The following is a 26,820-nucleotide window of genomic DNA, read 5'->3' as shown; positions in this document are numbered from 1 at the left end:
GGCGACGCCGCCGCTGGCGAAGCCGGTGGCCGCGCGCACGCAGCCGGCATCGGCGCGCTCGATCCGCGCGCCGTCGCTGCGCCCCGCCACGGCCGCGGCCACCGCCGCCTCGTCGACCCGGTTGACGCCGCTGGCGATCACCAGCACCGGCCGGTTGCTGCCGCGGGCGCGGAACACCAGCGACTTGGCGATCTGCGCCACCGTGCAGCCGATCGCCGCCGCGGCATCGGCCGAGGTGCGGGTCGAAGAGTCGAACACCCGGATCTCGGGCGCATGCCCCGCCGCCGCCAGCGCCGCGACGACGCGCTCACCGCTGCTGGCCACTACGCCAGTTCCCGCCCGCGCTGGGTGGCGGCGGCAACGGCCTTGGTCATCAGCGGCTGCAGCCCGTCCGGCGCCATCAGCACGTCGAGCGCCGCCTGGGTGGTGCCCTTCGGGCTGGTCACTGCGATGCGGAGATCGGCCGCACTCTCGGTCGCGGCGCCGGCCAGGGCGCCGGCGCCGACCACGGTCTGCCGCGCCAGCTGCATGGCCAGATCGGCCGGCAGCCCGGCGGCGCGGCCGGCCTCGGCCAGGGTCTCGATCAGGTAGAAGACATAGGCCGGACCGCTGCCGGAGACGCCGGTGACCGCGTCCATCAGCGCGTCGTCCTCGATCCAGGCGGTCTGCCCGGCCGCCTGCATCAGCGTCTCGGCCCGCTTGCGCTGCGCCGGCGTCACCGCGGCGTTCGCCACCAGGACGGAGATGCCCTGGCCGATCGCGGCCGGGGTGTTCGGCATGGCGCGGACCACCGCGGCCGCGGCCCCCAGCCCCTGCTCGAGATACGCCAGGGTGCGGCCGGCGGCGATCGACAGGAACAGCGTGTCCGGCCCGGCAAAGCGGCGATAGGCGGGCAGCGCCTCGGGCATCATCTGCGGTTTCACCGCCAGCACCACCACCTCCGGCGCCAGCTCGGCCGGCAGCCCGGCCGCGTCACGGACATGGTGCAGCCGCGGATCGGCGAGTCCGGGATCCGCCGGCTCCACCGCCCAGATCCGGTCGGCGGCGCTGCCCGCCAGCCAGCCCTTGACCAGCGCGCTTCCCATCCGGCCGCAGCCGACCAGCAAGAGATCGGACACCCTGTCGCTCCCCGTTCCGTCGAGACGCGCCATCATGGCGCCGCCACGGACGGGCGCAAGGTCCTTCGCGGAGCCCGGCTTCACGCCCGGCCGGCTACGCGACGCAGATACCGGGCACCGCGACGGTCTGGAACAAATGCGGCGACGCCACGGCCGAGGCCGGATAGGCCGACAGCTTCGCCCGGAATTCCGGATGCATGAAGGCGGCCCGGAAGTCGGCGGTCGATTCCCAGACGGCATAGTTCAGATAGGCCGGGCTGTCGCCGATGGCGCGGTGCAGCTGGGTCGAGATGAAGCCCGGCTGGCGCTTCATCACGGCCGCGTCGCCCTGCCAGGCCTGCAGGAAGGCCTGCTCGTCGGCCTGGTCCAGCGTGAACACATTGACCAGCACGACCGGCGAGGCGTCGACGGCGATCTGGCGGTCGATCGGGAAGGCGGGGTCCAGCGGGCGCATCTGCGGCATGACAAGCTCCGTCCAATATGGTTGCATGATGTCAAGTTGGAACGACCGCAACAAACCATATTGACATCATAATGTCAATATCACCGTATGGTGACGTATGACCAGGGCGACGCGAACGCCGGCGGGGACCGCCTTGACCGAACTGATCCTCGACCTGTTCCGGCTCAACAGCCGGATCGTCAGCGCTGGCGACCGGCTGGTCGCCGGGCTGGGCCTGACCAGCGCCCGCTGGCAGGTCCTCGGCACCATCATCGCGGCGGACCGGCCGCAGCCGGTGGCGTGGCTGGCGCGCGACATGGGCGCCAGCCGCCAGAACGTCCAGCGCATCGTCAACGATCTGGAGACCGAGGGGCTGGTCGCCTTCCAGCCCAACCCGCATCACCGGCGGGCGCAGCTGGTGGTGCTGACCGGCAAGGGCAGGCAGGCCTTCGACGCCGCCATGCGCCTGCAGGCCCCCTGGGTCGACGGGCTGGCCGAGGGGCTGCGGGTCGAGGATATCGCGACGACGCACGGCGTCATGACGGCGCTGCGCCGGAAGCTGGAGGCCGGCGGCGACGCCGGCGATCCGGACTGACCTATCCCAAGGTATGGGCCGCCCTGATCGCATGTCCGATAATCCGGGCGGGCCCGTTCCGCTACCTTGTCAATGCACAGCGGATCTCCCCCCCGATACCGCTGATGTCCACGCCCGCCACTGTCTGCCCCCCGGACAGTGGCGGGCCCCTCTTCGCGGTGGCGAAGCGGGACTGCGGGCCAGGAATCATTCTCACTCTTCTCCCCCGGTCGAGAGGCGATATCCTCCGACCGAGGCGCCGAGTCACTGCACAGCGAGGATGGAATGCCGCAACGATCGCCCGGGCGCTCCGCCCTCGGGTCGCTGGTCCTGATCGCGGTCATCGTCGGCGCCGGCGCCGCGGCCTTCGCCTATACGGCGGGATGGTTCTCGCCCCAGCGCCTCACCCCGGACAAGCTGGTCGCGGCGCTGGCGCCGCCCGGCGGCCCGGCCCCGGGCCATCGCCGCAACCACGCCAAGGGCATCTGCTTCACCGGCATGTTCGAGTCCAACGGCGCCGGGGCGGCGCTGTCGAAGGCCCAGGTCTTCGCCAGCGGCCAGTACCCGGCCCTCGGGCGCTTCAACCTCGCCACCCCCGATCCGAAGGCGGCGGATGCGATGGTCCGCGTGCGGGGGCTGGGGCTGCGGATCTCGACGCCGGACGGGCAGGAATGGCGCAGCGCCATGATCGACCCGCCGTTCTTCCCGGTGGCGACGCCGGAGGCCTTCTACGCGCTGCTGACCGCCTCCGCCAGCAAGGAGCCGGAGGCGATGAAGGGCTTCGCCGCGGCGCATCCGGAGCTCATGAACTTCGGGGCCTGGGCGCAGAGCGCGCCCTGGACCGGCAGCTATGCCGAGGACCGGTTCAACAGCCTCAACAGCTTCGTCTTCACCGACGGCTCCGGCGCCGACCACATCGTGCGCTGGTCGCTGCTGCCGGCGGCGCAGCCGGTGGCGGTGCCGCCGGAGGAGCTGGCGAAGCGGGGCCCCGATTTCCTCGACCAGGACATCGTCCGGCGCGTCGCCGCCGGGCCGCAGCGCTGGACCCTGGCGGTGACGGTCGCCAACCCGGGTGACCCGACCGCGGACCCGAGCAAGGCCTGGCCGGCGGACCGCCGCACGGTCGAGGTCGGCACGCTCGTCGTGCGGCAGATCGAGGCCGAGCAGGACGGCCCCTGCCGCGACATCAACTTCGACCCCACCGTGCTGCCTGCCGGCATCCGCACCTCGGACGATCCGTTCCCGGCCGCGCGGTCGGCCGCCTATGCCCGGTCCTACGACCTCCGCACGGCGGAGCACCAGGCCTATCCGGGACCCTCGACGGGAGCCAAGCCATGACCGCAGGCCGCCGGCACTTCACCGCCTCCCAGCGCCTGCTGCACTGGCTGCTGGCCGTGTGCATCCTGGCCATGCTGTTCATCGGCGTCGGCATGGTCTCCACCGTGATGCCGAAGTATCTGACGCTGGTGGCGATCCACAAGCCGCTCGGCATCGCCATCCTGATTCTGGTGCTGGTCCGCCTGGGTCTGCGCCTGCGCTACGGCGCGCCGGCGTTGCCGGCCGACCTGCCCGAGCCGATGAAGCTGGCCGCGCACCTGTCGCACATCGCCTTCTACCTGCTGATGATCGGCATGCCGCTGATCGGCTGGGCCATGCTGTCCGCCGCGGCCTACCCGGTCGTGCTGTTCCCGGGCGTGACGTTGCCGCCGATCCTGCCGCCAAGCGCCAGCCTGCACGCGCTGCTGTGGACCGCGCATGTCTACCTGGCCTTCGCCTTCTTCGCGCTGATCCTGCTGCATGTCGCGGCGGCGCTGCACCACGCCTTGGTGCGGCGCGACGGCGTGTTCGAGGCGATGGCCGCCGGGCCGGGCCGTGACGACGACGCCCCGTCCGGACGCCAGGCGGTCTGAACGGGGCGGCGGCGCTGGGTCAGCGCCCGCCTTCGATCTTGCGGCGGCGCTGGGCGATGCCGCCGATGCCGTAGGGATACTCCGCCATCTCGGGCCGGCTCACCGCGTCGAGCGCGGCGATCTCGTCGCCGCTCAGCGCCAGCGTCGCTGCGCCGAGATTGTCGGCCAGCTGCTGCCGGGTGCGGGCGCCCAGGATCACCGAGGTGACGGCCGGCTGCGCCGCAACCCACGCCAGCGCCACCTGTGCCATGCCGACCCCGCGCGCCGCGGCGATGTCCTCGACCGCCCCGATCACCGCCCAGGTGGTCGATCTGGCGTTGCGGGCGTCATAGGCCTCCATGCCGCGCTGCGGGTTCTCGCCCAGGCGGGTGGCGCCGGTCGGTGCCTGGTCGCGCTTGTATTTCCCCGACAGCCAGCCGCCGCCCAGCGGCGACCACGGCAGCAGTCCGATGCCGGCGTCGAGCGCCGCCGGCACGATCTCGTGCTCGATGTCGCGGACCAGCAGGTTGTACTGCGGCTGCAGCGTCACCGGCGGCGCATAGCCGCTGGCCTTGGCCAGCCACACCGCCTTGGTCAGCTGCCAGCCGAGGAAGTTCGAGAAGCCGTAATAGGCGATCTTGCCGTTGCGCACCGAGTCGTCGAGGAAGCGCAGCGTCTCCTCCAGCGGCGTCAGCGCGTCCCAGGCGTGCATCTGGTAGAGATCGACCTGCTCGACGCCCAGGCGCCGCAGCGAGGCGTCGAGCGCCGCCCCCAGATGCTTGCGCGACAGGCCCAGATCGTTCGGCCCCGCCCCCATCGGGAACCGGCCCTTGGTGGCGATCACCAGATCCTGGGCGATGCCGGGCCGGCCCTTCAGCCAGCGGCCGATGATCTCCTCCGACACGCCGGCGCTGTAGACATCGGCGGTGTCGAGGAAGTTGCCCCCGGCCTCGACATAGTCGTTCATCAGCGCGAAGGACGTGGCCTCGTCCGACTCCTTGCCGAAGGTCATGGTGCCGAGGCAGTAGGCCGTCACCACCGCGCCGCTGTTGCCGAGCTTGCGATATTCCATGGTCGTGCTCCCGTCGGAATCGGGCCGGGCGCCCGGGCCGCGGCCCGGTGCCAGCGTCTATTGGCAAATCGAATCTGGAGTCCGGCCGGCCGCCTGCTGCCGCGCCGGGGGATCGACGCCAGAATGGGACGCCCGCCGTGATCGGACAAATAGATTGTGCAGATCCGATTGATCGGATTCCGAGCACAATCGCCGGCCGGTCAGACCCGCCCCAGGAACCCGAGCACCCGCTGGGTCAGCAGCGCGGCCGCCGCCGAATCGTAGGACGGCAGCGAGCTGTCGGCGAAGTAATGCTGGTCGCCGGGGTACAGGAACAGCTCGGCGTCCTCGGCCTTGGCCACGATCTCGCGGGCGGCGTCGACGTCGCCCTCGCCGACGAAGAACGGATCGGTGTCCATGCCGTGGATCTGCACCGGGACGCCGTCCGGCCAGGGCCCGAAGGCCCAGTCGCCGCTGATCGGCAGGCAGGAATGGAACAGCAGGGCGCCGCGCGCGCCGGGCCGGGTCTGGGCCAGCTTCTGCGCCGGCAGGACGCCGAAGGAGAAGCCGGCATAGACCAGCCCGGGCGGCAAGCCGTCGGCGATGCGGACGCCGCGCTCCCGCAGCGCGTCGAATCCGGCCTGGTGGATATGGGCCATCCCCTCGTCGATGCTGCCGAAGGTGCGTCCGTCGAACAGGTCGGGCGTGTGCACGGTGTGGCCGGCGGCCCGCAGCGCGTCGGCGAAGGCATGCACGCCGGGGGTCAGCCCCTGGGCGTGGTGGAACAGCAGGACCTCGGTCATGGAAAACCTCCGGGTCTTGGGGTTGGACGAAGGGGTGCGGCTCCGCTACCGCGGCTCAGGATAGGGCGTGCCGTCCTTGTGCAGGAACCGGCCGTCGGTGCTGGGGCTCATCATGTCGATGTCGGAGCAGGTGATCACGTCGGTCGGCGAGCGCGTGCCGACCTCGAGATAGACCGCCACAGCACCCGACCTGTTGATCATGTGATGGCCGTTGCCGGAGTTCTTCGGAAAGGCCGCGCAGTCGCCGGCGCGCAGCACCGTCTCGCCGCCATCCTCGATCAGCGTCAGCTCGCCCTCGAGCACATAGACGAGCTCGTCCTCCTCCGAATGCCAGTGGCGCTGGCTCGACCAGTTGCCCGGCGGCAGGCGCATCAGGTTGACCCCGACATCGGTCAGCCCGCCGGCATCGCCCAGACGCTGCCGGATGCGGTCGGCGCAGGGGGCGTCGAAGGGCGCCGGATAGCCCGTGCCCTTGCGTTCCGGCACGGAGGCGATGTCGATCTTGGGCATGGCGGTGGTCCCGCGAGCGATGGTCCCGGCTGGCCGCGGCGGCGCCCCTCCCGGATTGACGCCGTCACGCCCGACCCGCACTGTCGGGCAAAGCGCACCCGGGGGACAAGGCCGATGGCCCGGATCATCGCGGACGTCAAAGTCCGTGAGCACCGGAAGCCCTCGAGCCCGCCGTCAGACGGCCGCGCCAGGGGCGTTTCCAAACGGTCTCTAACCGAGCAGCCGCGACATCAGAAAGATCGCGCAGCCGACCAGCGCCCCGACGATCGTGCCGTTCATCCGGATGTATTGCAGGTCGCTGCCGACCACGAGCTCGAGCCGATCGGTCAGCGTGCGCGTGTCCCAGCCGCGCACCACCTCGGCAACGAAGCCGCCGAGCTTGCGCCGCCAGGAGACGAGCTGGACCGCGAGCCGCCGGACGACGGCATCGACATGCGCCTGCATGGCGCCGTCCGCGGCCAGGGCCCGACCGACCAGGGCGATGCCGTGTTCGAGCGCGGCGCGCGTCTTCGACGCCGGATCGGCCAGGTCCTCCAGCGCCGTCCGGGACAGCTGGCCCCAGATCGAGGCGAGCCAGGCCTGCACCTCCGGGCTGTCGAGGATCCGGTTCTTGGAAGCATTGATCTGGTCGCGCCGGGCCGGCGAGCGCAGCAATTCCTCGATCAGGCCGGCCAGCGCCTCGCGGAACCTCAGCCGCGCCTCGCTGTCCGGCCGGCGCAGATCGCTCAGGAGGTCGGCAACCGCCGAGACGATCGCGGCGGCGATCCGGCGGTCGACGGTCTTCGGAACCCACCAGCGGCTGCGGGCTTCCACCAGCCGGTCGATCTGGCCCCTATTCTCCTCCAGCCAGCCGACGCCGATGCCGATCGCCCGCTCGAACAGGATGTCGGCCTCGCCGCTGGCCGTCGCCAGCTCGACCACGCGGCCGAGGATCGGCGCCAGGTCGGCGCGCCGGAGCTGCTCGCCCAGCGTGCGGTTGGCGAAATCCTGCAGGTCGTGGCCCTCCAGCGACCGGATCAGGCCCGGCAGCGCGCCGGCGACCAGCCCGGCGATCACCGGCGCGGTGCCCGGCGCCGCCAGCCAGGCGGCGAAGCGCTGCCCGACCCGGCCATCGGCAAGCTTCCGCAGCAGAATCTCCTCGGTCAGGAAGTTCCGCTCGATGAAGCGGCCGAGGGTGCGCGCGATCCGGTCCTTGCTGTTCGGGATGATCGCGGTGTGAGGGATCGGCAGGCCGAGCGGACGGCGGAACAAGGCGGTCACCGCGAACCAGTCGGCGATGCCGCCGACGATCCCGGCCTCGGCCCCGGCGCGCAGCAGCAGCATGGCGAAGCCGGGCTCGCCGACCAGATGCGTGCCGACGAAAACCACCCCCATCGCGGCCAGCAGCCCGGTCGCGAGCCGGCGGTTGCGCCGGAGACGGCGGCGCGCGGCCTCCTCCGCCCGGCCGGACGCGAAGGGCGGGGCGACGGACAAGACGGGCTGCGGCCGCGGGCCTGAGGCCATGTCTCGGCCCTCCTCTCTCTCGGAACGATGCGCGGGCCCGCCAGTCCGGATTCATCGCTTCGATCAAAATTCGTCAGGGCGAGCCCCGCAGGGGCGTGGCCGTCCAGCGGGTCCAGCCCCGGAGACGCAATGACGATTCAACCGAAGCACGCTTTCGCTTGACCGGACCCGCCGACACGAAAAAGCCCGGCCTCTTGCGAAGCCGGGCTCGTCGTCTTGTCAGCCGGTCGGCTCAGGCTTCGCCGACCGTGTCCAGGATCGCGGCGGAGACCGCCTCGCTGGCGCTCTTGCCACCCCAGAGGATGAACTGGAAGGCCGGGTAGAAGCGCTCGCATTCGGTCAGCGCGATGTCGACCAGGTCCTCGAGCTGCTCCTGGCTCGCCGCCTGGGCGCCGCGCAGCAGCGTGGTGTGCCGGAACATCGGCGTCAGCTCCTCGGAGTCGACGTCGAAATGGCCGAGCCACATCCGCTCGTTGATGATGCTGAGCAGCTCCGCCACGTCGCGGCGCTTCTTCTCCGGCACCTTCAGGTCGAACTGGCAGGAGAACTGCATGGCGCTGATCTCCTCCTGCCAGAAGAAGAACAGGCGATAGCTGCACCACCGGCCGGCGACCTCGGCCAGCATCTCCTCGTTGCTGGCCCGCTCGAAACTCCAATCATTGGCGCTGACGATTTCCTCGAGCGTGTCGAGGGGGTTTTGGGTGAAGGCGGCTTCCTCGAAGATCTCGGACGCTGTGGTCATGATCCTCCGCTCCCGTACCGCGGCGAGGCACATCTATGGCGCTCGCACTCGGCCAATACCCAATGTGTAGTGGTGTTAACCATTACAGCCTTTCCAAGGCAACGGTCGCACAAGGGCTTGTTAGGCGCAACCGATATGCTCCGCTGCCACGATAAAAGTTGTGGATGATTTGTGACGAAATTCAGACCGCCGTCTTGGCACGGGGCCTGCGGCCCTTCGGCGCAGGCTTCGCGGCCGGCGGGGCGGCCTTGGCCTTGCGGGCGGGCCTGCCCCCCGTCTCCGTGACCGCCGCCGGGGCCGCGCGCTTCGAAGCCGCGGGCTTCGCCGCGGGCTTCGCCGCCGGCGTGGCCGCGGCCTCCAGCGCCGCCACCCGGGCGGTCAGCAGCTCCTGCTCCTCGCGCGCCCGCTGGGCCAGGGCGCGGACGATCTCGAACTCCTCGCGGGTGACCACGTCGAGCCGCGACAGGATGTGCTCGAACTGCTCGCGCAGGCGGGTCCTCGCCTCCTCGCGCACGCCGGCGACGGCACCGAAGGCTCCGGTCGCGACGCGGACCAGATCGTCGATCAGCTTGGTGTCGAAGGGCATGTCAGGCGGTATCCGGAACAAATCATCATCATCAGGCAATATGGCGGCCGGTTCCCCGCGTTGCAACACGCTGGACCGCGCGCCTATAACGGCACGCTTCGCCCCCCGAACGGGAACACACATGGGTTGGTTCGATCCGGTCGCTCTGCAGATCGGCCCCATCGCGATCCGCTGGTACGCGCTTGCCTACATCGCCGGCTTCATCCTCGGCTGGCGCTATGCCCTCTGGCTGACCCGCCGCACCGCGCTGCCGCCCGACCGGACGGCGCTGGACGACTTCCTGACCTGGGCGGTGATCGGCACGATCCTGGGCGGCCGGCTCGGCTACGTCCTGTTCTACAATCTCGACGAATACCTGGCGACCCCGCTGTCGATCCTGGAGATCTGGCATGGCGGCATGTCCTTCCATGGCGGCTTCCTCGGGGTCAGCGCCGCGATCATCCTGTTCGCCCGCAGCCGCGGCTTCTCGCCCCTGCTGCTGGGCGACGTGGTCGGCGCCGCCGCGCCGATCGGGCTGTTCTTCGGCCGCATTGCCAATTTCGTGAATGGCGAGCTGTGGGGCCGCGTCACCGACGAGCCCTGGGGCATCGTCTTCCCCAATGGCGGGCCGCTGCCGCGGCACCCCAGCCAGCTCTACGAGGCCGGGCTGGAGGGGCTGGCGCTGTTCCTGATCCTGTTGCCGCTGGCCGCCAGCCCGCGCATCCGGGCCAGGCCGGGCATCGTGCTGGGCGCCTTCATCGCCTGGTACGGCGTGTCGCGCTTCCTGGTCGAGTTCGTGCGCGAGCCGGATGCCCAGCTGGGCTACCTGATGGGCACCGACTGGTTCACCCGGGGCCAGCAGCTGTCGATCCCGATGATCCTGATCGGCCTCGCCGTGGTGCTGTGGGCCGCCCGCCGGCCGGCGGTCGAGGCCCCTGCCCAGGCGGCCTCCCCCACCGCGTGACCGCGCTGCTCGACCTGCTGCGCCGCCGCATCGCCGTCGACGGCCCGCTGACGGTGGCGCAGTACATGGCCGAGGCGCTGGGCCATCCCCGGCACGGATACTACGTCAAGCAGGACCCGCTGGGCGCGGCCGGCGACTTCACCACCGCGCCCGAGATCAGCCAGGTCTTCGGCGAGCTGATCGGGCTGTGGTGCGCCGATCTGTGGCAGCGGATGGGCGCGCCCGACCCGGTGCTGCTGGTCGAGCTCGGCCCCGGCCGCGGCACGCTGATGCAGGACGCGCTGCGCGCCATCGGCCGCGCCGCGCCCGGCTTCCGCGCCGCGCTGCGCCTGCATCTGGTCGAGACCAGCCCGGCCCTGCGCGCCGCCCAGGCGGCGCGGCTGGCCGACGCGGCACCCAACTGGCTGGACCGGCTGGCCGACTTGGCCGAAGGGCCGGCGCTGGTGATCGCCAACGAGTTCTTCGACGCCCTGCCCGGCATCGGCCATGGCTTCTTCCCACGCACCGGCGGCGTCAGCGAGGGCATCTTCGCCTCGCGCAACTGCGGCTTCGGCTCCGGCGACCGGCGCGAGGCGGTGGCCGAGAATCGCGACCGCTGCCGGCGCGAGCTGGGGCCGGCCGAGACACTCCTGACCGTCTACCAGGTGCACAGCCCCAGCGTCGCGACCGTGACCGGGCCGTGGACGCCGGAGTCGTCGCCGCAGGCCGACGCCATGGTCACCGACCGGCCGGGCCTGGCGCTCGGGATCCTGACCGCCGACTGCGCCCCGATCCTGTTCGCCGATGCCGAGACCGGGGTGATCGGCGCCGCCCATGCCGGCTGGAAGGGCGTGCTTGGCGGCATCACCGACGCCACCATCGCGGCGATGCGCGCGCTCGGCGCGGTGCCGGAGCGGATCACGGCGGTCGTGGGCCCCTGCATCGGCCCCGACAGCTACGAGGTCGGCCCCGAATTCCGCGATCGGTTCCTGGCCGAGGATCCGGACAGCGCCGGCTTCTTCCACACCCCCGGCGCGCGGCCGCATTTCGACCTGCCGGGCTATGTCGCCCAGCGCCTGCACCGCGCCGGCCTGCGCGACGTCACCGTCACCGGGCTGGACACCCTGGCGCGCGAGGACCAGTTCTTCAGCTACCGCCGCACCACCCTGCGCAAGGAGCCGGATTACGGCCGGCAGATCTCGGCGATCCTGCTGACGGGCTGACAGCCATGCCGCACCTGATCACCCTGTTCCTGTTCATCATCCTGGCGCTGCTCGGCGGCTGCGTGCTGATGCTGATGTGACAATTCGGGGTCAGCATTGCGTTTAGTCCGTTTACACCCCGATGCGCGCGGGATATACGCAGCCGCATCCGGCCCCGGCCACCGCCCGAGACCACCGAGCCGCACTCCATGAAAATCATCGCCTGCAACAGCAATCGCCCGCTCTGCGAGGCGATCGCCGCCTATTTGCAAATTCCGCTGACCAAGGCCCAGATCCGGCGCTTCGCCGACATGGAGGTCTTCGTCGAGATCCTCGAGAACGTCCGCGGCGAGGACGTGTTCGTGATCCAACCGACCAGCTTCCCGGCCAATGACAACCTGATGGAGATGCTGGTCGCCATCGACGCGCTGCGCCGCGGCTCGGCCCGCCGGATCACCGCGGTGATGCCCTATTACGGCTATGCCCGGCAGGACCGCAAGACCGGCCCGCGCACGCCGATCTCGGCCAAGCTGGTCGCCAACCTGATCACCCGCGCCGGCGCCGACCGGGTGCTGACCCTCGACCTGCATGCCGGCCAGATCCAGGGCTTCTTCGACATCCCGCTGGACAACCTGGTGGCCGCGCCGGTGTTCGTGAAGGACATTCGCAGCCGCTTCTCCAGCGACAACCTGGTCATCGTCTCGCCCGATGTCGGCGGCGTGGTCCGCGCCCGCTCGGTGGCGCAGCGCCTGGATGCCGACCTCGCCATCATCGACAAGCGGCGCGAGCGCGCCGGCGTGTCCGAAGTGATGAACGTGATCGGCGACATCGACGGCCGCCGCTGCATCCTGATCGACGACATCGCCGACAGCGCCGGCACGCTGTGCAACGCCGCCGTCGCGCTGATGGAGCGCGGCGCGTCCGAGGTCTTCGCCTATATCAGCCACGGCGTGCTGTCCGGCGGCGCCGTCGCCCGCGTCGGCGCCTCGCCGATCAAGGAGATGGTGACCACCGACAGCATCCTCGCCACCGAGGCGGTGCGGCTGAGCCACAATGTCCGCCAGTTGACCATCGCACCCCTGATGGCCGAGGCGATCCTGCGCATCGCCGAGGAGAAGTCGGTCTCCAGCCTGTTCCAGTAAGCGCGGGCCGGCACCCCCGGGAAGCCGGCCCGCTTCGTCTGCGCAATCGCGGCTAGAGCGTGAAGTCGCCGGCGACCAGGCCCAGATGGCCGGAGAGGACGATGTTGAAGTCGGAGGCGCCGTCGCCGTTGACGTCGCCGGAGACCACGGTGTCGGAGCCGCTGTAGTAGTAGTGCAGCTCGCCGGCATGATGGGTATAGGCGCCGGTGCCGAGGAAGCGGAAGGCCTGGTTGCCGGCCGCGCCGGTGCTGGCGTCGATGCCCGACAGGTCGATCTTGTCACCCTGGGCGTGGCTGAAATCGGTGATCCGGTCGGCATTGGCCCCGACCACGCTGTCGCCGAGGGCGGTGAAGTGGTAGCGATCTGCCCCGGCGCCCCCGGTGAGCGTGTCCTTGCCGGCCCTGCCGAAGAGCGCGTCACTGCCGTTCCAGCCCTGCAGCACATTGGCGCCGGCATTGCCGTAGAGGCTGTCGCTGCCCTGGCTGCCGGAGACGTTCTCGATGCCGAACAGGGTGTCGCCTTGGGCCTCGCCGCCGCTGCCGAGGCCGCTGGCCAGGCTGACCAGGACCCCGGTGGTGCCGCTGTAGTAGCTGGCGGTGTCGATGCCGAACTGGCCGTCGAGCCGGTCCGCCCCCGCCCCGCCGCGGAGCAGATCGTTGCTGTCCATGCCCGAGAGCACGTCGTTGCCGGCGCCGCCGTCCAGGGTGTTGGCCCCGGTGTTTGCGGTCAGCGAGTCGCTGCCCGCCGAGCCGACGAGATGCTCGATGGCGCTCAGCACGTCGCCTTGAGCATTGCCGCCGCTCGCGACATTGGTCGTGAGATTGATGGTGACCCCGACGGTCCCCTCGGAATAGGTCGCGGTGTCGTTCTTGGCAAAGGATCCGATGATCCGGTCCGCGCCGGCGCCGCCGCGCAGGACATTGACCGCATTCTCCTGGTAAGTGCCGGGATCGCAGCTCAGCCAATCGTCGCCGGTTCCGCCGTCGAGCATGTTGCTCGCGCTCCCCGCCTGGATCCTGTCATTGCCGGTGCCGCCATAGAGCTGGTTGTCCTGATCGAGATCCTGGATCGTGTCGTTGCCATCGCCGCCATAGATCACGTCGTAGCCGACCCCACCTTCCAGCGTGTCATTCCCAGCCATGCCGTAGATGTAGTCGTTGCCGCCATTTCCCAGGATGCTGTTGGCGCCGGCCGATCCGGTGAGGATGTCGTGGCCCTGATCGTGATTCACGCCCTCGATGTTCTCGAAGCCGGAGATCGTGTCGCCCTGGGCCTCGGACCCGGCGCCGGAGGCCTTCATCGTGGTCAGGTTGACCACCACGCCGGCGCCATTCGCGTCCCAGTAGCTGATCGTGTCGATGCCGGTCCCGCCGATCAGAGTGTCAGCGCCGGCACCACCGACGACATAGTCATTGCCGGTGCCGCCATCGATGTAGTCGTCGCCGCCGCGGCCATACATGATGTCGTCGCCGGCGTTGCTGTAGCCGGACGGCGGGATCTGGTTGTCGTAGTCGTCGCCTTCGAAACGCGTCATCGAATTCTCCTGAACGGGTAGGGTAAAGACGCAGGACGCCCCTGTCGGCATGCCGCATCCCGGGCCGATCTCCACGTCCGCATTTGCCGTCCAAGGTGGTGAAACAGGTGCCGGTGCGGCAACCCCCGACGATTGGGGGGTGGACACCCTTTCCCTTGCCCGGCGACGCTGGCTAGTCTGGCAGCAGCACGCAGCAGGGCCGGCATGAGCGCGACGCTTCCTCCCTTCTTCGATCCGGCCCGGGCCGGGGACTGGTCGTATCGGCCCGATCTCGATGCCTTGCGCGCCGTGGCCGAGCGCTGGCGTGGCGAGGTCGAGACGGTCGGAGGGGGGCGCACGGACCTGCTGCTGATCGACCTGCAGCGCGATTTCTGCCTGCCGGAGGGTGCGCTCTATGTCGGCGGCCGGTCCGGGCGCGGCGCGGTCGAGGACACGGCGCGGATCGCCGCCTTCATCCACCGCAACCTCGGCGCGCTCTCCCGGATCGTCCCGACCTTCGACACCCACACGCCGCTGCAGATCTTCCACCGGTCGTTCTGGATCGACGCCGACGGCCGCCCGCCCGAACCGTTCACCGTGATCACCGAGGAGATGCTGGCCGGCGGCACGCTGCGGCCGAGCCCGGGCGTGCTGGCGCTGCTGCCGCCCGATGTCGCGGCGGAGGGCCCCGCCTGGGTCGAGCGGCAGCTGCTGCACTATGTCCGCAGCCTGGCGCGACAGGGCCGCAACGCGCTGATCGTCTGGCCCGACCACTGCCTGATCGGGTCGGAGGGCCACGCCATGCCGGGGCTGGTCCAGGAGGCCCGGCTGTTCCACGCCGCCCTGCGCGGCGCGCCGACGCCGGTCATCATCAAGGGTGACGATCCGTGGAGCGAGAGCTATTCCGCCTTCGCGCCCGAGGTGCCGGACCGCTGGGACGGCGGGCGGCTGGTGCAGCCGCAAGACGATTCGGCGCTGCTGGAGCTGCTGCGCGCCGACCGGATCGTGGTCGCCGGCCAAGCCGCCAGCCATTGCGTGCGCTGGTCGGTCGACGATCTGCTCGACCGGATGCGGGCGCTCGACCCGGCCCTGCCGGGCCGGGTCACTGTCCTGCGCGACTGCATGTCGGCGGTGGTCGGGCTGGATGCCGAGGGCCGGCCGATCCCGGCGCTCGACTTCACCCCGCAGGCCGAGGACGCCTTCGCCCGCTGGGCGGAGCTCGGCGTCCACATCGTCGAGTCCACCACGCCGATGTCGGACTGGCCGCGATAGGATTCAGGCCGCGGCCGGCGCCAGCCCGCCGGTCACCGCCCGGAGCCCGAGCTTGGCCAGCAGCCGGGCATCGCGATCCAGCCCCGGATTGGCCGTGGTCAGCAGCACGTCGCCGAGGAAGATCGAGTTGGCGCCGGCCAGGACGCACAGGGCCTGCAGCTCGTCGCTCATGGTCTGCCGGCCGGCGGAGAGCCGCAGCACGCTGCGTGGCAGCAGGATCCGCGCCACCGCGACCAGGCGGACGAAGCCGATCGGGTCGGGCGTCTCCGCCGTCGCCATCACCGGGGTCCCCGCCACCTCGGCCCACAGGTTCAGCGGCACGCTTTCCGGATGCGGGTCCATCCCGGCCAGGAGCAGCAGCATGCCCAGCCGGTCGTCGACCGTCTCGCCCATGCCGACGATGCCGCCGCAGCAGACCTTGATGCCGGCGGCGCGGACATGGCCCAGCGTCTCCAGCCGGTCCTGCAGCGTCCGGGTGGTGATGATCCGGCCGTAGAATTCGGGCGAGGTGTCGACGTTGTGGCTGTAGTAGTCGAGCCCCGCCGCCTTCAGCCGGTCCGCCTGCGGCCGGGTCAGCATGCCGAGGGTGACGCAGGTCGACATCCCCAGCGCCTTGACCCCGTCACCATCTCGCAGACCCGGTCGAGGTCGCGGTCCTTCGGGCTGCGCCAGGCCGCGCCCATGCAGAAGCGCCCGGCCCCGGCGGCCTTGGCCTCGGCCGCCCGGTCGACCACCACGCCGGGATCCATCAGCCGCGTCGCCTTGACCCCGGTGTCGTAGCGGGCGCTCTGCGAGCAGTAGCCGCAATCTTCCGGGCAGCCGCCGGTCTTGATGCTGAGCAGGCTGGCGGTCTCGACCTCCGCCGGGTCGAAGCTCTCGCGGTGGACGAGCTGGGCCCGGTGCAGCAGCTCTGGGAACGGCAGGCCGTACAGCGCCTCGGCCTCAGCCCGCGTCCAGTCGAACCGGACAGCGGGCCTGGAACCAGCGCCAGTCGCCGTCACGCAGCCCTCCGGACGCGGCGCAGGGCGATGGTCACCGCTGCGGCCAGCAGCACCTTCAGCGCGTCGCCGATCACGAAGCGCTCGATGCCGGCGGAGATCACGGCCGCCCAGCCGATGAACTGCGCCAGCCAGAGGCAGCCGAGGACATAGACCACGGCCAGACCCGCGAGCATCGGCACGGCCGTGGCGACCAGCCCGCCCGGACGGCGCCGGATCCACTCGCCGGCCAGGAAGGCGGCGACGACGAAGCCGACGAGATAGCCGCCGGTCGGGCCGACCAGCGTCGCCACGCCGCCGCTGCCCCCGGCCAGGACTGGCAGGCCGATCGCGGCCTCGGCCATATAGGCGACGACCATCGCCGCCGCCAGCCGGCCGCCGGCCAGCCCGGCGAGGAGGAAGGTGGCGCAGACGTGCATGGTCATCGGCACTGGCCAGAACGGGATCTGGATCTGGGCGCTGAGCGCCAGCAGCAGGGTGCCGCCGATGATGGCGGCGGGGACGCGCCAGCCGGTCAGGACGGGTGTGGACAGCGGTGCTTCGACGGGAGAGTGCACGAACTGGCTCCTCAAAATCATAGATAATCCTGTTGATTGATCTATGATCGTTGCGACTCAGCCGAGTCTAGAGGCGCCGAACAGCGTGTGCATCGGTTTACTCAGTAGATAATCTATGATCCAGAATGCCGAAGATTGATCCTTCTCAACAGACCGTCGCCGACCGGATCGCCGAAATCCTGGCCGAGCGGATCGTGACCGGCGAGCTGGCGCCGGATGCGCCGCTGCGCCAGGACCACATCGCCCATGAGTTCGGATCGAGCCATGTGCCCGTCCGCGAGGCGTTCCAGCGCCTGCAGGCCCAGGGCCTGGCGGTCAGCGAGCCACGGCGCGGCATGCGCGTGGCGCCGCTGGACGAGCGGTCGATGCGCGAGGTGGTGGAGATCCGGGCGGCACTGGAGGTGCTGGCGCTGCGCCATGCCGCCCGCCGGCTGACGCCGCTGCAGATCGAGCGGATCGACGAGGCCGTCGCGGCCGGCGACCGGGCGCAATCCTTCGCCGAGTGGGAGGCGGCCAACCGCAGCTTCCATCGCGAACTGGTGGCGGCCTGCCGCATGCCGCGCCTGCTGGCGATGCTGGCGGAGCTGCAGCTGGCCAATTCCCGCTTCACCTTCGCCGCGACCCGCTCGGCCGGCTGGCAGCCGCGCTCGAACCAGGACCACCGGCAGATCCTGGACGCGCTGCGGCGCGGCGCCGTCGATCAGGCCGCCGCGCTGCTGGGCCGGCACATCCAGACGCTGGAGCGAGTCGGCGGCGGTCCTGTCGAGCCCGCGAGTCTCTGAGGATCAGGCCCGACGGCGCCGGCGGCCTTCGCGCTCGCCGCCGCCTTCGATCGGACGGCCGGACTGGGTCTTGATCGGGCCCAGCAGCCGCTCGACCGTCTCGACATCCGGCACCGGGCCGCGGGCGCTGCCGTTCACCGCCGCGACCATGGCCCGGATATGCTCCGGCGTCGTGCCGCAGCAGCCGCCGATGATGCGGGCGCCGGCGTCGCGTGCCAGCACGGCGTAGTCGGCCATGATCTCCGGCGTGCCGTCATAGACGATGGCGCCTTCGCGGTATTGCGGGATGCCGCAATTGCCCTTGGCGACGATGATGTCGCCGGTCTCCGACGCACGCACCAGGCCGAGGATGCTGTCCAGCAACTGGGCCGGGCCGATGCCGCAATTGGCGCCGAAGGCGCTGGGCCGGCAGGCGCAGTTGCGGCCATGGGTGATCGCCGCCTCCGGCGTCAGCCCCATCATGGTGCGGCCGTTGGTGTCGAAGGTCATGGTCGAGACGATCGGCAGGCCGGTGCGCGATGCGCCCTCGATCGCCGCCTGGATCTCCTCGGCGGCCGAGATGGTCTCGATCCACAGCACGTCGACGCCGCCCTCGGCCAGCGCCTCGGCCTGCTCGGCGAAGGCGGCTACGCCCTCCTCGTAGCTGAGCGCGCCGACCGGCTGGAAGATGTCGCCGGTCGGGCCCATCGAGCCGGCGACGATGACCGGGCGGTCGAATTCCTCCGCCACGGCGCGGGCGATGCGGGCACCGGCGACGTTCAGCTCGCGCACCCGGCCCTGAGCGCTGTGCAGCGCCAGCCGCCGCGCATTGCCGCCGAAGGTGTTGGTCAGGATGATGTCGGACCCGGCCTCGGCGAAGCCGCGATGCACCACCTGCACCCGCTCCGGCCGCTCGAGGTTCCACAGCTCCGGGCTGTCCCCGGTCTCCAGCCCCTGGGCGAACAGGCCGGTGCCCATGCCGCCATCGGCGAACAGGATCGGCTTGGCGGCGAGCAGATCGTGGAAACGGGTGCTGGACATGGCCGGACCTTCCTGAAACCGCGGCGGGCGCAAGGCGACGGTACCGCCGGGCCGATGCGAACTCCATCTAAATATAAGGACATCGTTATGAATTTATATCCCGCCTGCGACGCGGGGTCGCCCGACCTCGCCGCGCTGCGAGTCGTTCGTCGTTGCCTTCGCCTCGAGCCGGGCGGAGAAGCGGAAGGCGAGCGAAGCGGAGACGGCGATGAAGGACTTTTCCCAACTGACCGAGCGTGAGCTGCTGGCCCTGGCGATCGCGCTGGAGGAGGAGGACGCCCGGATCTACGGCGATTTTGCCGAAGGCCTGGCCGCCGGCTTCCCCGCCTCGGCCGCCGTGTTCCGCGGCATGTCGCGGGAGGAGGACGGGCACCGCCACCGGCTGCTCGAGCTCTATAGAGGCCGCTTCGGCGACCACATCCCGCTGATCAACCGGCACTTGGTCCGCGGCTTCATCCGCCGCCGGCCGGTCTGGCTGACGCGGCCGCTGTCGCTGGACACCGTGCGCAAGCAGGCCGAGGCGATGGAGGTGGAGACCCGGCGCTTCTACGAGCGCGCCGCCGGCCGCGCCACCGACGCCTCGGTCCGCCAGTTGCTGGGCGACCTGGCGGCGGAGGAGCGGCGGCATGAGCATGTCGCCGAGCAGCTGGAGGAAAAGCACGTCCCGGCCAGGGTGCAGAAGCGCGAGGGCGAGGACGAGCGCCGGCTGTTCATGCTGCAGATCGTGCAGCCGGGACTGGCCGGGCTGATGGACGGGTCGGTCTCCACCCTGGCCCCGCTGTTCGCCGCGGCCTTCGCCACCCATGACAGCTTCGACACCTTCCTGGTCGGCCTCGCCGCCTCGATCGGCGCCGGCATCAGCATGGGCTTCGCCGAGGCGCTGTCGGATGACGGCAGCCTGACCGGCCGCGGCCGGCCCTGGCTGCGCGGCCTGGTCTGCGGCGGCATGACCGCGCTGGGCGGTCTGGGCCACACCCTGCCCTATCTGATCCCGGATTTCCGCGTCGCCACCGGCATCGCCGTCGCCGTGGTGGCGGTCGAGCTGGCGGTGATCTCCTGGATCCGCCACCGCTTCATGGACACGCCGCTGTTGTCGTCCGCCTTCCAGGTCGTGATCGGCGGCGTGCTGGTGTTCCTGACCGGGATATTGATCGGCAGCGCCTAGTCCGTGTCCAGCCTGCCATAGGTCCGTCGATTTGCATCTCGCGGCCCAGCGCCCATATACTTCGTAGTTGTGAGTAATACCCAGGAGGCTGGCGTGTCGGATCTCCTCCCCGTATCGATCAAGCTCGACTCAGCGCAGCGGGAAAAACTGAAGAAGCTGGCGGAAGCGCGAGACCGCAAGCCGCACTACCTCATGCGGGAGGCTATCCAGCAGTATCTCGAGCGTGAGGAGGCCCGGGAATCGTTCAAGCAAGAGGCCCTTGCATCCTGGCGGGAGTATCAAGAGACCGGCCTGCATCTCACCGGCGAAGAGGTCGATCGCTGGCTTGCGACCTGGGGCACCGATGAGGAAACGGAGGCGCCCGCTTGCCACGAATAGTCGTCACGCCCGGCGCTCAGCAGGGGTTGGAAAGATGCCGTCGATTTCTCGTCGGAAAGAATCCAATCGCTGCCCGCCGCGCAGCCGATGAAATCAGACGACAGTTCCGGCTGCTTGCCACGCAGCCTGAGATCGGACGGCCGGCCCTCGACGATGCGAACCACCGCGAGCTGCTGATCACCTTTGGCGACTCCGGGTATGTCGCTCGCTATCACCATCTTCGATCCGAAGACGTCGTCCTGATTCTTGCCTTCAGGCATCAGAAGGAAGCCGGCTACTAGCGCCTAGTCGCTCGGCACCCCGCCCTCTTCCTTCCGCTTCGCGACGAAGGCGTCGAGCTCTTCGGCGATGGCGGGGTCGAGCGGCGGCGGCTCGAATTCGGCGAGGATGCGCTTGTACAGCTGATGCGCCCGCTGGGTGGCGTCCGGCGCCCCGGCCTCCTGCCAGCTCTCGAAGTTGCGCCAGTCGGACAGCAGCGGCGCGTAGAAGGCGGTCTCGTAGCGCGCCAGGGTGTGCTGGCAGCCGAAGAAATGGCCGCCCGGCCCGACCTCGCGGATGGCGTCGAGGCCGAGCGTGTCGTCGTCGACCACGATCGGCTTCAGGAACTCGGTCATCGTCTGCACCAGCTCGGCATCGATGATCATCTTCTCGAAGCTGGCGCGCAGCCCGCCTTCGAGCCAGCCGAGGCTGTGCATCACCATGTTGGCGTGGCCCTGCACCGCCGCCCACAGCGACACCATGCTCTCATAGGTCGCCTGCACGTCGACCGCGTTCGAGGCGTTGGTGTTGGAGGAGCGATAGGGCAGGCCGTAGCGCCGCGCCAGCTGGCCGCCGGCCAGCGCCGCCTTGGCGTATTCCGGCGTGCCGAAGGCCGGCGCCCCGGACTTCATGTCGACATTGGAGGTGAAGCCGCCATACATCACCGGCGCGCCGGGCTTGATGATCTGGATCAGGGCGATGGTCGCCAGCGCCTCGGCATTCTGCTGCGCCAAGGCGCCGGCCAGTGTCGCCGGGGCCATGGCGCCCGCCAGCGTGAACGGCGTGACCGTGACGATCTGCCCGGCCCTCGCCATCTCGACCAGGCCCTCGATCATCGGCCCGTCCAGGCGCAGCGGCGAGGAGGTGTTGACCACGGTGAACAGGCTGGGTTCGCGCTGCAGCTGCTCGCGGCTGACGCCGCGGGCGATGCGGGCGATCTCGATGCCGTCGCGCATCCGCACCCGGCCCAGCGCATAGGCGTGGAACGGCTTGTCGGACAGGGTGACGAAGGCGCGCAGGGCGTCGAGATGGCGGGTCGAGGGGTGCAGGTCCACCGGCTCGACCGGATAGCCGCCGAAGATGTGCATCGCGTTCAGCGTCTGGCCGAGGCGCAGCAGGTTGCAGTAGTCGCGGTAGTTGCCGACCCGGCGCCCGCCCTCGATGTCCGAGACGTTCGGGGCCGAGCCGACCGAGGCGAAGACGATCGAGCGGCCGCCGATCCGGACGTCCCGCTCCGGGTTGCGGGCGTGGAAGGTGTAGGCGGACGGCGCCTTCGCCACCGCGTCCAGCACCAGGCCGCGGTCGAATCGGACGCGGCGGCTGCCCGGCGTGGTCTCGGCCCCGGCGAGGCGCAGGATCTCGATCGCCTCGTCGTGCAGGAAATCCATCCCGATCTCTTCCAGGATGGTCAGCGAGGTGTCGTGGATTCGCTCGATCTGGTCGGCGCGCAGCACCTCGACCGGCGGCATCGGGTTCTCGACCAATTGCCAGGGCAGCTGGGCAAGGCCGCCCGCACGGTCGCGGCGACGGGGCGTGGTGCGGGTGCGGCTCATCCTGACCTCGTCTCGACCTCGGGCGAATCCCGGCGTTCAACCCTGGCACGGCCGGCGTGGCGGCACGCCGCACGGATTCGCCATGCAGCAGCCTCGTCGCGACACGTGCCGCGCTTCTCGCGACATGTGACATCGGGCACGACGGCGGCCATAATCCTGCTGTAATATGCGAGCAGCTCTCAACTGGACTGTATTTTCGTGGAGGATTGAATGCCCCGTCTGCTGGAGCCCGGCGATCCCGCTCCGCTCTTCGTGGTCCCGACGCCGCAGCGGCCGGACTTCCGCTTCGATACGGTGGCCGGGCGCTACGTCGTCCTCAGCTTCTTCGGCTCGGCCGGAGATGCGCAATCGGCGCGGCTGTTGTCGGCGATCGCGGCCGAGGTCGGGCCGTTCAACGACGGCCACGCCGCCTTCTTCGGCGTCAGCCAGGACAAGGACGATGCCCAGCCGGGACGGCTGCCGACCCGCGTCCCCGGGCTGCGGCACTTCTACGATTTCGACAGCAAGATCAGCACTTCCTACGGCACCGACCAGCGCAAGGTCAGCTACGTGCTGTCGCCCAATCTGCGCATCCTCGCCCGCTTCCCGATCGAGGACGGGGCGGAGCATGCGAAGATGCTGGCCGAGTTCGTCAGCCGGCTGCCGCCGCTGGGCCGGCTGGGCACGGCGACACCGGGCGCGCCGGTGCTGGTGGTGCCGTATCTGTTCGAGCCGGAGTTCTGCCGCGCCCTGATCGACTACTACAACAAGGTCGGCGGCGAGGAGAGCGGCTTCATGCAGTCGCTGCCGGACGGCCGCACCGCCGCCGCGGTCGACCATTCGCACAAGAAGCGCAAGGACGCGACGATCGAGGACGATACGCTGCGCCTGGCCATGAAGGCCCGGATCGAGCGGCGCCTGGTGCCGGAGATCAAGAAGGCGTTCCAGTTCAACGCCACCCGGATCGAGCGCTACATCGTCGCCTGCTATGATTCCGGCGAGGGCGGCTATTTCCGCGCCCATCGCGACAACACCACCAAGGGCACGGCGCATCGCCGTTTCGCCGTCACCATCAACCTGAACGCCGACGAGTTCGAGGGCGGCGAGCTGCGCTTCCCGGAATACGACCGCCACAGCTACAAGGCGCCGACCGGCGGTGCGGTGGTGTTCTCCTGCTCGCTGCTGCACGAGGCGCTGCCGGTGACCAAGGGCACGCGCTACTGCACCCTGCCCTTCCTGTATGACGAGGAGGGCGCCAAGATCCGCGAGCAGAACCTGTCCTATTTCGCCGACGACGATCTGCGCAGCCAGCTCGAGCGCAACCTGCTGGGCAAGGAGGCGAAGGCGGCCGGCTGACCGAGGGGGCGCGCACGCGGCAGCAGCCGTTCGCGGCCCGCCCTTCATCGACGATCGGCGCGGGCCACGATCGGTCCGGTTTGGTGTAAATTCTCCCTGAATGGTCGGGCACGGCTGAGGCCTGGGATGCTGCGGTTCGACGCGGTGCATCGTGCGGTCGAAGGGCTGATGGAGGGGGCGCTGATCGGCGCCCCCTGGGACGAGCTGTTGCTCGATCTGGCCCTGGCCGCCGAGGCGGCCGGCGCGACCCTGGTGCGGACTCAGCCGGGGGCCAAGGACATCGTGCTTCCGACCCGGTCGATCGCGGCCCCGGTCGCCGAATACATTGCCGGCCTGCATCCGCCGGATCCCCGCAGCCGGCGCGTGGTCATGACGCTGGATGAGGGCTTCAAGACCGATTTCGACCATTTCGCGACGGAGGAGATCGAGCGGGACCCGTTCTATGCGGAGTTCCTGCGCCCGCGCGGCCTGCGCTGGCACGCCTGCGCCCTGATCGCCGGCACCCCGGGCGACGGCGTGTTCCTGAGCCTGAAGCGGTCGCCGATGCGGGACCCGTACCAGGTGGAGGAGATCGCGGCGCTGGACCATGCGCTGCCGCGGCTGCGCGCCGCCGCGCTGATCGCGCCGGCGATGGTCGAGACCCGGGCCGAGGACCAGGCGCAGATCTTCCAGCGCCGCGGCGAGGGCGTCTTCCATCTCGACCGGCAGGGCCGGGTCCTGCGCATGAACGCGGTCGCCGAGGGCATGCTGGGCCGCGCCATCCGGCTGGCCGGCGGGCGCCTGACCGCCTGTTTCGCCGACGAGCAACCGGGTGTGAACCGGATCGTCAGCGCGGCGACGACGGTGGGCCAGCCCGGCCTCGTCCGCCTGACCAGCCCGGACTCCGCATCGCGCCCGCTGCTGCTGGCGACGCCGAACATCGGCGCCGGCCGCGACGTCTTCGCCACGACCGCCGCCCTCGCCGTCCTGGTCGATGCGCGGCGGCATCCGGTGATGGCGCCGCCGCTGCCCCGGCCGGTCCGCGACGCCTTCGGGCTGACCCCGACCGAGAGCAGCGTCGCCGCCCTGCTGGCCGTGGGCCTGTCGCCCGGCGCCATCGCCGACCATCTCGGCATCGGCCGCGGCACCGTCCGCAACCATCTGAAGTCGGTGCTGCACAAGACCGAGACGACCCGGCAGGCCGAGCTGGTGGCGCTCCTGTCCCGGCTGCAGTGAGGGCCTGCAGTGAGGGCCTGCCGGGCGGCTCCCGTCAGAGCACGAAGTCGATCGCGCCGAGGGCGAGGGCAGCGCTGATCTCGACATGGAAGTCCGAGACCATGTCGCCGTTCACATCGCCGGCGACCACCGTGATGCTGCCGGTCTGGCTGTAGCGCAGCTGTCCGGCGACGCCCGTGTAGAGGCCGGCGCCGATGAAGGTGAAGGCCTGATCGCCGACAACGGCCGTGCTGGCATCGATCCGCGACAGATCGATCCGGTCCCCCTCCACGTGCGAGATGCCCGTGATCACGTCGCGGTTGGCGGTGGCCGGGCTGTCGCCGATGACGGACACCACGAACCGATCCGCGCCGCCGCCACCCGTCAGCAGGTCCTTGCCCGCGCCGCCGTCGAGCACGTCGGCGCCCGCGCCGCCGATGATCGTGTCGTTGCCGCCAGAGCCGTTCACAGTCTGGCCGGTGGCGACGCCGGCCAGGGTGATGACGTCGTTGCCGGCCGAGCCGCGGATCTCGTCGATGTTGACGATCGAGGCGCCGGTCAGGTCGGCCGTGCCCGCCGCCGACAGGACCAGGATATCCGACGCGAATCCGGCGACGAAGCTGGAGAAGGCGCCGAGCTGGGCCGCGGTCAGGGTGACGGTGTTGCCGCTGCCGGCGAAGTCCAGCGCATCGATGCTGGTGAGGGTCGCGAGGCTGAGATTCACGCTGCCGGACAGGTTGCCGGCGGCGAAATCCAGGCGGTCGTCATCGACGCCGCCGTCGAGCTTCTCGGCCAGGCCGCTGATCTCGGACAAGGACCCGAAGCGGAAGATGTCGTAGCCGACACCGCCATTCAGGGTATCGGCGCCCTGGCCGCCATAGACGATGTCGTTGCCAATGCTGCCCCAGATCGTGTCGGTGCCGTCGCCGCCATTGATCACATCGGCGCCGCTGCTGCCGGCGATCACATCGTTGCCGGCGATGCCGTTCACGGTCTGGCCGGCGGCGACGGTGGTCAGGGTGATCACGTCGTTGCCGGCAGAGCCGCGGATCTCATCGATGTTGACGATCGAGGCGCCGGTCAGGTCCGCCGTGCCCGACGCCGACAGGATCAGGATATCCGGCCCGAAGCCCGAGGCGATGGTGGAGAAGGCACCGAGCTGGGCCGCAGTCAGGGTGACGGTGTTGCCGCTGCCGGCGAGATTCAGCTCCTCGATGCTGGTGAGGGTCGCGAGGCTGAGGTTCACGGCCCCGGAGAGGTTGCCGGTGGCGAAATCCAGCCGATCGTCATCGACGCCGCCGTCGAGGCTCTCGGCCAGGCCGCTGATCTCGGTCAAGGACCCGAAGCGGAAGATGTCGTAGCCGACACCGCCATTCACGATATCGGCACCCTGGCCGCCATAGATCACGTCGTTGCCTATGCTGCCCCAGATCGTGTCGGTGCCGTCGCCGCCGTTGACCACGTCGGCGCCGTTGCCGCCAGAGATCACATCGTTGCCGGCGGCGCCGTTCACGGTCTGGCCGTTGACGACGCTGGTCAGGGTGATCACGTCGTTGCCGGCCGAGCCGCGGATCTCGTCGATGTTGACGATCAAGGCGCCGGTCAGGTCGGCCGTGCCCGCCGCCGACAGCACCAGGACGTCCTGGCCGAACCCGGCGGTGATCGTCGAGAAGCCGCCGAGCTGGGTCGCGGTCAGGGTGACGGTGTTGTTGCCGGCGCCGGAGACGTTCAGCTCCTCGATATTGACGATGGTCGCGAGGCTGAGATTGATGACGCCGAAGGCGCTGCCGAAATCCAGGCGGTCGTGGTCGGCTCCGCCATCGAAGGACTCGGCCAGGCCGGTGACCTCGGACGCCGCTTCGAACCGGAAGATGTCGTAGCCGACGCCGCCGGTCAGGACGTCGGCGCCCTGGCCGCCATAGAGGATGTCGTCGCCGCTGCCGCCCGAGATCGAATCGTTGCCGTCGTCGCCGTAGATCAGGTCGTTGCCTTCGGCGCCGGAGATGGTGTCGGCGCCGGTGGTCACACCGGTCACCTCATTCCCGCTGCCCGTCCGGCCATCGCCGGCCCGGTGGATGAAATCGCCCGCGGATGTTCCCGTCACGTTCGCCATAATTCCTCCTTCGACTATGATTGCGCCGGGCCATCGCATCGCCTTCACCCGCTTGGGAGGCAGCCCTCGCAATATCCGTTGATTCTAGGGGTCGTTTCCGGCGAGCGTCCCGTCCCAAACGGGATGGGTGCCGCCGGCAATCCAGAGCCGCCGCTGCCGCATGGCTCCGCTCTGGCCCCGCGGCCCCCGGCCCCGCTA

General features: G+C 70.2%; 29 protein-coding genes. 13 read left to right on the top strand and 16 right to left on the bottom strand.

The genetic code is table 11. The annotated features are described in order from the left end of the window. The 3 genes from ACTOWL_RS24110 to ACTOWL_RS24100 all read right to left on the bottom strand — a co-directional run. Window positions 1–324 (bottom strand): YbaK/EbsC family protein (locus ACTOWL_RS24110; protein WP_441323826.1); only part of this gene is annotated, 324 nt, incomplete at its 3' end. Beyond that, window positions 324–1,118, bottom strand: a complete 795-nt coding sequence (proC, locus tag ACTOWL_RS24105; RefSeq protein ID WP_441323825.1) for a pyrroline-5-carboxylate reductase — start codon at window positions 1,116–1,118, stop codon at window positions 324–326. The genes ACTOWL_RS24110 and proC, both read right to left, overlap by 1 nt. Before the next feature lie 94 nt (window positions 1,119–1,212). Next, complete coding sequence (locus ACTOWL_RS24100; protein ID WP_441323824.1) at window positions 1,213–1,581, bottom strand: antibiotic biosynthesis monooxygenase family protein; 369 nt, start codon at window positions 1,579–1,581, stop codon at window positions 1,213–1,215. Between the two features lie 133 nt (window positions 1,582–1,714). On the opposite strand from ACTOWL_RS24100, the gene ACTOWL_RS24095 reads away from it, so the two are divergent. From ACTOWL_RS24095 to ACTOWL_RS24085, 3 genes are all read left to right on the top strand, one after another. Next, window positions 1,715–2,155, top strand: coding sequence for a MarR family winged helix-turn-helix transcriptional regulator (locus ACTOWL_RS24095; protein WP_441323823.1), 441 nt, complete (start codon window positions 1,715–1,717; stop codon window positions 2,153–2,155). Between the two features lie 264 nt (window positions 2,156–2,419). Continuing rightward, the gene (locus ACTOWL_RS24090) at window positions 2,420–3,472 is read left to right on the top strand and encodes a catalase family peroxidase (protein WP_441323822.1); all 1,053 of its coding nucleotides are present in this window, start codon (window positions 2,420–2,422) and stop codon (window positions 3,470–3,472) included. Then, window positions 3,469–4,044 carry a cytochrome b gene (locus ACTOWL_RS24085; protein WP_441323821.1) on the top strand — a complete coding sequence of 192 codons (576 nt, stop codon included), beginning with the start codon at window positions 3,469–3,471 and terminating at the stop codon, window positions 4,042–4,044. Before ACTOWL_RS24090 ends, ACTOWL_RS24085 begins: the two co-directional genes overlap by 4 nt. Window positions 4,045–4,063: 19 nt before the next feature. Here the strand turns inward: ACTOWL_RS24085 and ACTOWL_RS24080 are convergent, their stop codons facing one another. The 6 genes from ACTOWL_RS24080 to ACTOWL_RS24055 all read right to left on the bottom strand — a co-directional run bounded on the left by ACTOWL_RS24080 (window position 4,064) and on the right by ACTOWL_RS24055 (window position 9,218). Continuing rightward, window positions 4,064–5,095: an aldo/keto reductase gene (locus ACTOWL_RS24080; protein ID WP_441323820.1), complete on the bottom strand. Its 1,032-nt coding sequence runs from the start codon at window positions 5,093–5,095 to the stop codon at window positions 4,064–4,066. A 200-nt stretch (window positions 5,096–5,295) separates the two neighbouring features. Continuing rightward, window positions 5,296–5,877, bottom strand: coding sequence for a dienelactone hydrolase family protein (locus ACTOWL_RS24075; protein WP_441323819.1), 582 nt, complete (start codon window positions 5,875–5,877; stop codon window positions 5,296–5,298). A gap of 45 nt (window positions 5,878–5,922) precedes the next feature. Beyond that, a complete protein-coding gene (locus ACTOWL_RS24070) occupies window positions 5,923–6,387 on the bottom strand; it encodes a cupin domain-containing protein (RefSeq protein WP_441323818.1) in 465 nt (154 codons plus the stop codon). Between the two features lie 210 nt (window positions 6,388–6,597). Further along, window positions 6,598–7,890, bottom strand: a complete 1,293-nt coding sequence (locus ACTOWL_RS24065) for a DUF445 domain-containing protein (RefSeq protein ID WP_441323817.1) — start codon at window positions 7,888–7,890, stop codon at window positions 6,598–6,600. A gap of 232 nt (window positions 7,891–8,122) precedes the next feature. Beyond that, the gene (locus tag ACTOWL_RS24060; protein WP_441323816.1) at window positions 8,123–8,632 is read right to left on the bottom strand and encodes a YbjN domain-containing protein; all 510 of its coding nucleotides are present in this window, start codon (window positions 8,630–8,632) and stop codon (window positions 8,123–8,125) included. Window positions 8,633–8,813: 181 nt separating this feature from the next. Continuing rightward, window positions 8,814–9,218, bottom strand: a complete 405-nt coding sequence (locus ACTOWL_RS24055) for an accessory factor UbiK family protein (RefSeq protein ID WP_441323815.1) — start codon at window positions 9,216–9,218, stop codon at window positions 8,814–8,816. Between the two features lie 121 nt (window positions 9,219–9,339). Here ACTOWL_RS24055 and lgt point away from each other — a divergent pair, with 121 nt between their 5' ends. The 3 genes from lgt (at window position 9,340) to ACTOWL_RS24040 (ending at window position 12,484) form a co-directional block, all read left to right on the top strand. After that, window positions 9,340–10,161 (top strand): prolipoprotein diacylglyceryl transferase, encoded by an 822-nt coding sequence (gene lgt, locus ACTOWL_RS24050; protein ID WP_441323814.1) that lies wholly within the window; start codon window positions 9,340–9,342, stop codon window positions 10,159–10,161. Further along, on the top strand, window positions 10,158–11,363 hold the full coding sequence (gene pgeF, locus ACTOWL_RS24045) for a peptidoglycan editing factor PgeF (protein ID WP_441323813.1): 1,206 nt from the start codon (window positions 10,158–10,160) through the stop codon (window positions 11,361–11,363). Before lgt ends, pgeF begins: the two co-directional genes overlap by 4 nt. 188 nt (window positions 11,364–11,551) lie before the next feature. Then, entirely contained in the window at window positions 11,552–12,484 is a 933-nt protein-coding gene (locus ACTOWL_RS24040; protein WP_342237055.1) for a ribose-phosphate pyrophosphokinase, read from the top strand. Between the two features lie 52 nt (window positions 12,485–12,536). Here ACTOWL_RS24040 and ACTOWL_RS24035 read toward each other — a convergent pair whose 3' ends face one another. Further along, on the bottom strand, window positions 12,537–14,018 hold the full coding sequence (locus ACTOWL_RS24035; RefSeq protein WP_441323812.1) for a calcium-binding protein: 1,482 nt from the start codon (window positions 14,016–14,018) through the stop codon (window positions 12,537–12,539). Between the two features lie 204 nt (window positions 14,019–14,222). Here ACTOWL_RS24035 and ACTOWL_RS24030 point away from each other — a divergent pair, with 204 nt between their 5' ends. After that, complete coding sequence (locus tag ACTOWL_RS24030) at window positions 14,223–15,269, top strand: hypothetical protein (RefSeq protein ID WP_441323811.1); 1,047 nt, start codon at window positions 14,223–14,225, stop codon at window positions 15,267–15,269. A gap of 3 nt (window positions 15,270–15,272) precedes the next feature. On the opposite strand, the gene bioB is transcribed toward ACTOWL_RS24030, so the two are convergent. From bioB to ACTOWL_RS24015, 3 genes are read right to left on the bottom strand one after another with little or no spacing between them, the layout of a single operon-like run. Beyond that, entirely contained in the window at window positions 15,273–15,872 is a 600-nt protein-coding gene (gene bioB, locus ACTOWL_RS24025) for a biotin synthase BioB (protein WP_441323810.1), read from the bottom strand. After that, window positions 15,842–16,270, bottom strand: a complete 429-nt coding sequence (locus ACTOWL_RS24020; protein WP_441323809.1) for a hypothetical protein — start codon at window positions 16,268–16,270, stop codon at window positions 15,842–15,844. The genes bioB and ACTOWL_RS24020 overlap by 31 nt, the downstream gene beginning before the upstream one ends. Continuing rightward, a complete protein-coding gene (locus tag ACTOWL_RS24015) occupies window positions 16,267–16,824 on the bottom strand; it encodes a biotin transporter BioY (protein WP_441323808.1) in 558 nt (185 codons plus the stop codon). Before ACTOWL_RS24015 ends, ACTOWL_RS24020 begins: the two co-directional genes overlap by 4 nt. A 125-nt stretch (window positions 16,825–16,949) precedes the next feature. Here ACTOWL_RS24015 and ACTOWL_RS24010 point away from each other — a divergent pair, with 125 nt between their 5' ends. After that, complete coding sequence (locus ACTOWL_RS24010; protein ID WP_441323807.1) at window positions 16,950–17,606, top strand: GntR family transcriptional regulator; 657 nt, start codon at window positions 16,950–16,952, stop codon at window positions 17,604–17,606. Window positions 17,607–17,609: 3 nt separating this feature from the next. Here the strand turns inward: ACTOWL_RS24010 and bmt are convergent, their stop codons facing one another. After that, window positions 17,610–18,626, bottom strand: a complete 1,017-nt coding sequence (bmt, locus tag ACTOWL_RS24005) for a betaine--homocysteine S-methyltransferase (RefSeq protein ID WP_441323806.1) — start codon at window positions 18,624–18,626, stop codon at window positions 17,610–17,612. A 208-nt stretch (window positions 18,627–18,834) separates the two neighbouring features. On the opposite strand from bmt, the gene mbfA reads away from it, so the two are divergent. From mbfA to ACTOWL_RS23990, 3 genes are all read left to right on the top strand, one after another. Next, window positions 18,835–19,791: an iron exporter MbfA gene (gene mbfA, locus ACTOWL_RS24000; RefSeq protein ID WP_441323805.1), complete on the top strand. Its 957-nt coding sequence runs from the start codon at window positions 18,835–18,837 to the stop codon at window positions 19,789–19,791. A gap of 93 nt (window positions 19,792–19,884) precedes the next feature. Then, a complete protein-coding gene (locus tag ACTOWL_RS23995) occupies window positions 19,885–20,169 on the top strand; it encodes a CopG family ribbon-helix-helix protein (protein WP_441323804.1) in 285 nt (94 codons plus the stop codon). Continuing rightward, window positions 20,157–20,450 carry a type II toxin-antitoxin system RelE/ParE family toxin gene (locus tag ACTOWL_RS23990; RefSeq protein WP_441323803.1) on the top strand — a complete coding sequence of 98 codons (294 nt, stop codon included), beginning with the start codon at window positions 20,157–20,159 and terminating at the stop codon, window positions 20,448–20,450. Before ACTOWL_RS23995 ends, ACTOWL_RS23990 begins: the two co-directional genes overlap by 13 nt. A gap of 3 nt (window positions 20,451–20,453) precedes the next feature. Here the strand turns inward: ACTOWL_RS23990 and ACTOWL_RS23985 are convergent, their stop codons facing one another. Continuing rightward, entirely contained in the window at window positions 20,454–21,980 is a 1,527-nt protein-coding gene (locus tag ACTOWL_RS23985) for a trimethylamine methyltransferase family protein (RefSeq protein ID WP_441323802.1), read from the bottom strand. Between the two features lie 210 nt (window positions 21,981–22,190). Here ACTOWL_RS23985 and ACTOWL_RS23980 point away from each other — a divergent pair, with 210 nt between their 5' ends. Both ACTOWL_RS23980 and ACTOWL_RS23975 read left to right on the top strand, forming a co-directional pair. After that, window positions 22,191–23,315 (top strand): 2OG-Fe(II) oxygenase, encoded by a 1,125-nt coding sequence (locus ACTOWL_RS23980; RefSeq protein WP_441323801.1) that lies wholly within the window; start codon window positions 22,191–22,193, stop codon window positions 23,313–23,315. A 126-nt stretch (window positions 23,316–23,441) separates the two neighbouring features. Next, window positions 23,442–24,530: a helix-turn-helix transcriptional regulator gene (locus ACTOWL_RS23975; RefSeq protein WP_441323800.1), complete on the top strand. Its 1,089-nt coding sequence runs from the start codon at window positions 23,442–23,444 to the stop codon at window positions 24,528–24,530. Between the two features lie 34 nt (window positions 24,531–24,564). On the opposite strand, the gene ACTOWL_RS23970 is transcribed toward ACTOWL_RS23975, so the two are convergent. Next, complete coding sequence (locus ACTOWL_RS23970; protein ID WP_441323799.1) at window positions 24,565–26,544, bottom strand: beta strand repeat-containing protein; 1,980 nt, start codon at window positions 26,542–26,544, stop codon at window positions 24,565–24,567. Window positions 26,545–26,820: the final 276 nt, after the last annotated feature.

It is taken from the genome of Inquilinus sp. CA228 (assembly GCF_052078665.1).
Lineage (GTDB): Bacteria > Pseudomonadota > Alphaproteobacteria > DSM-16000 > Inquilinaceae > Inquilinus.
Note: the sequence above shows the minus strand (reverse complement) of the source record. Positions and strands in the feature narration are given on the sequence as shown.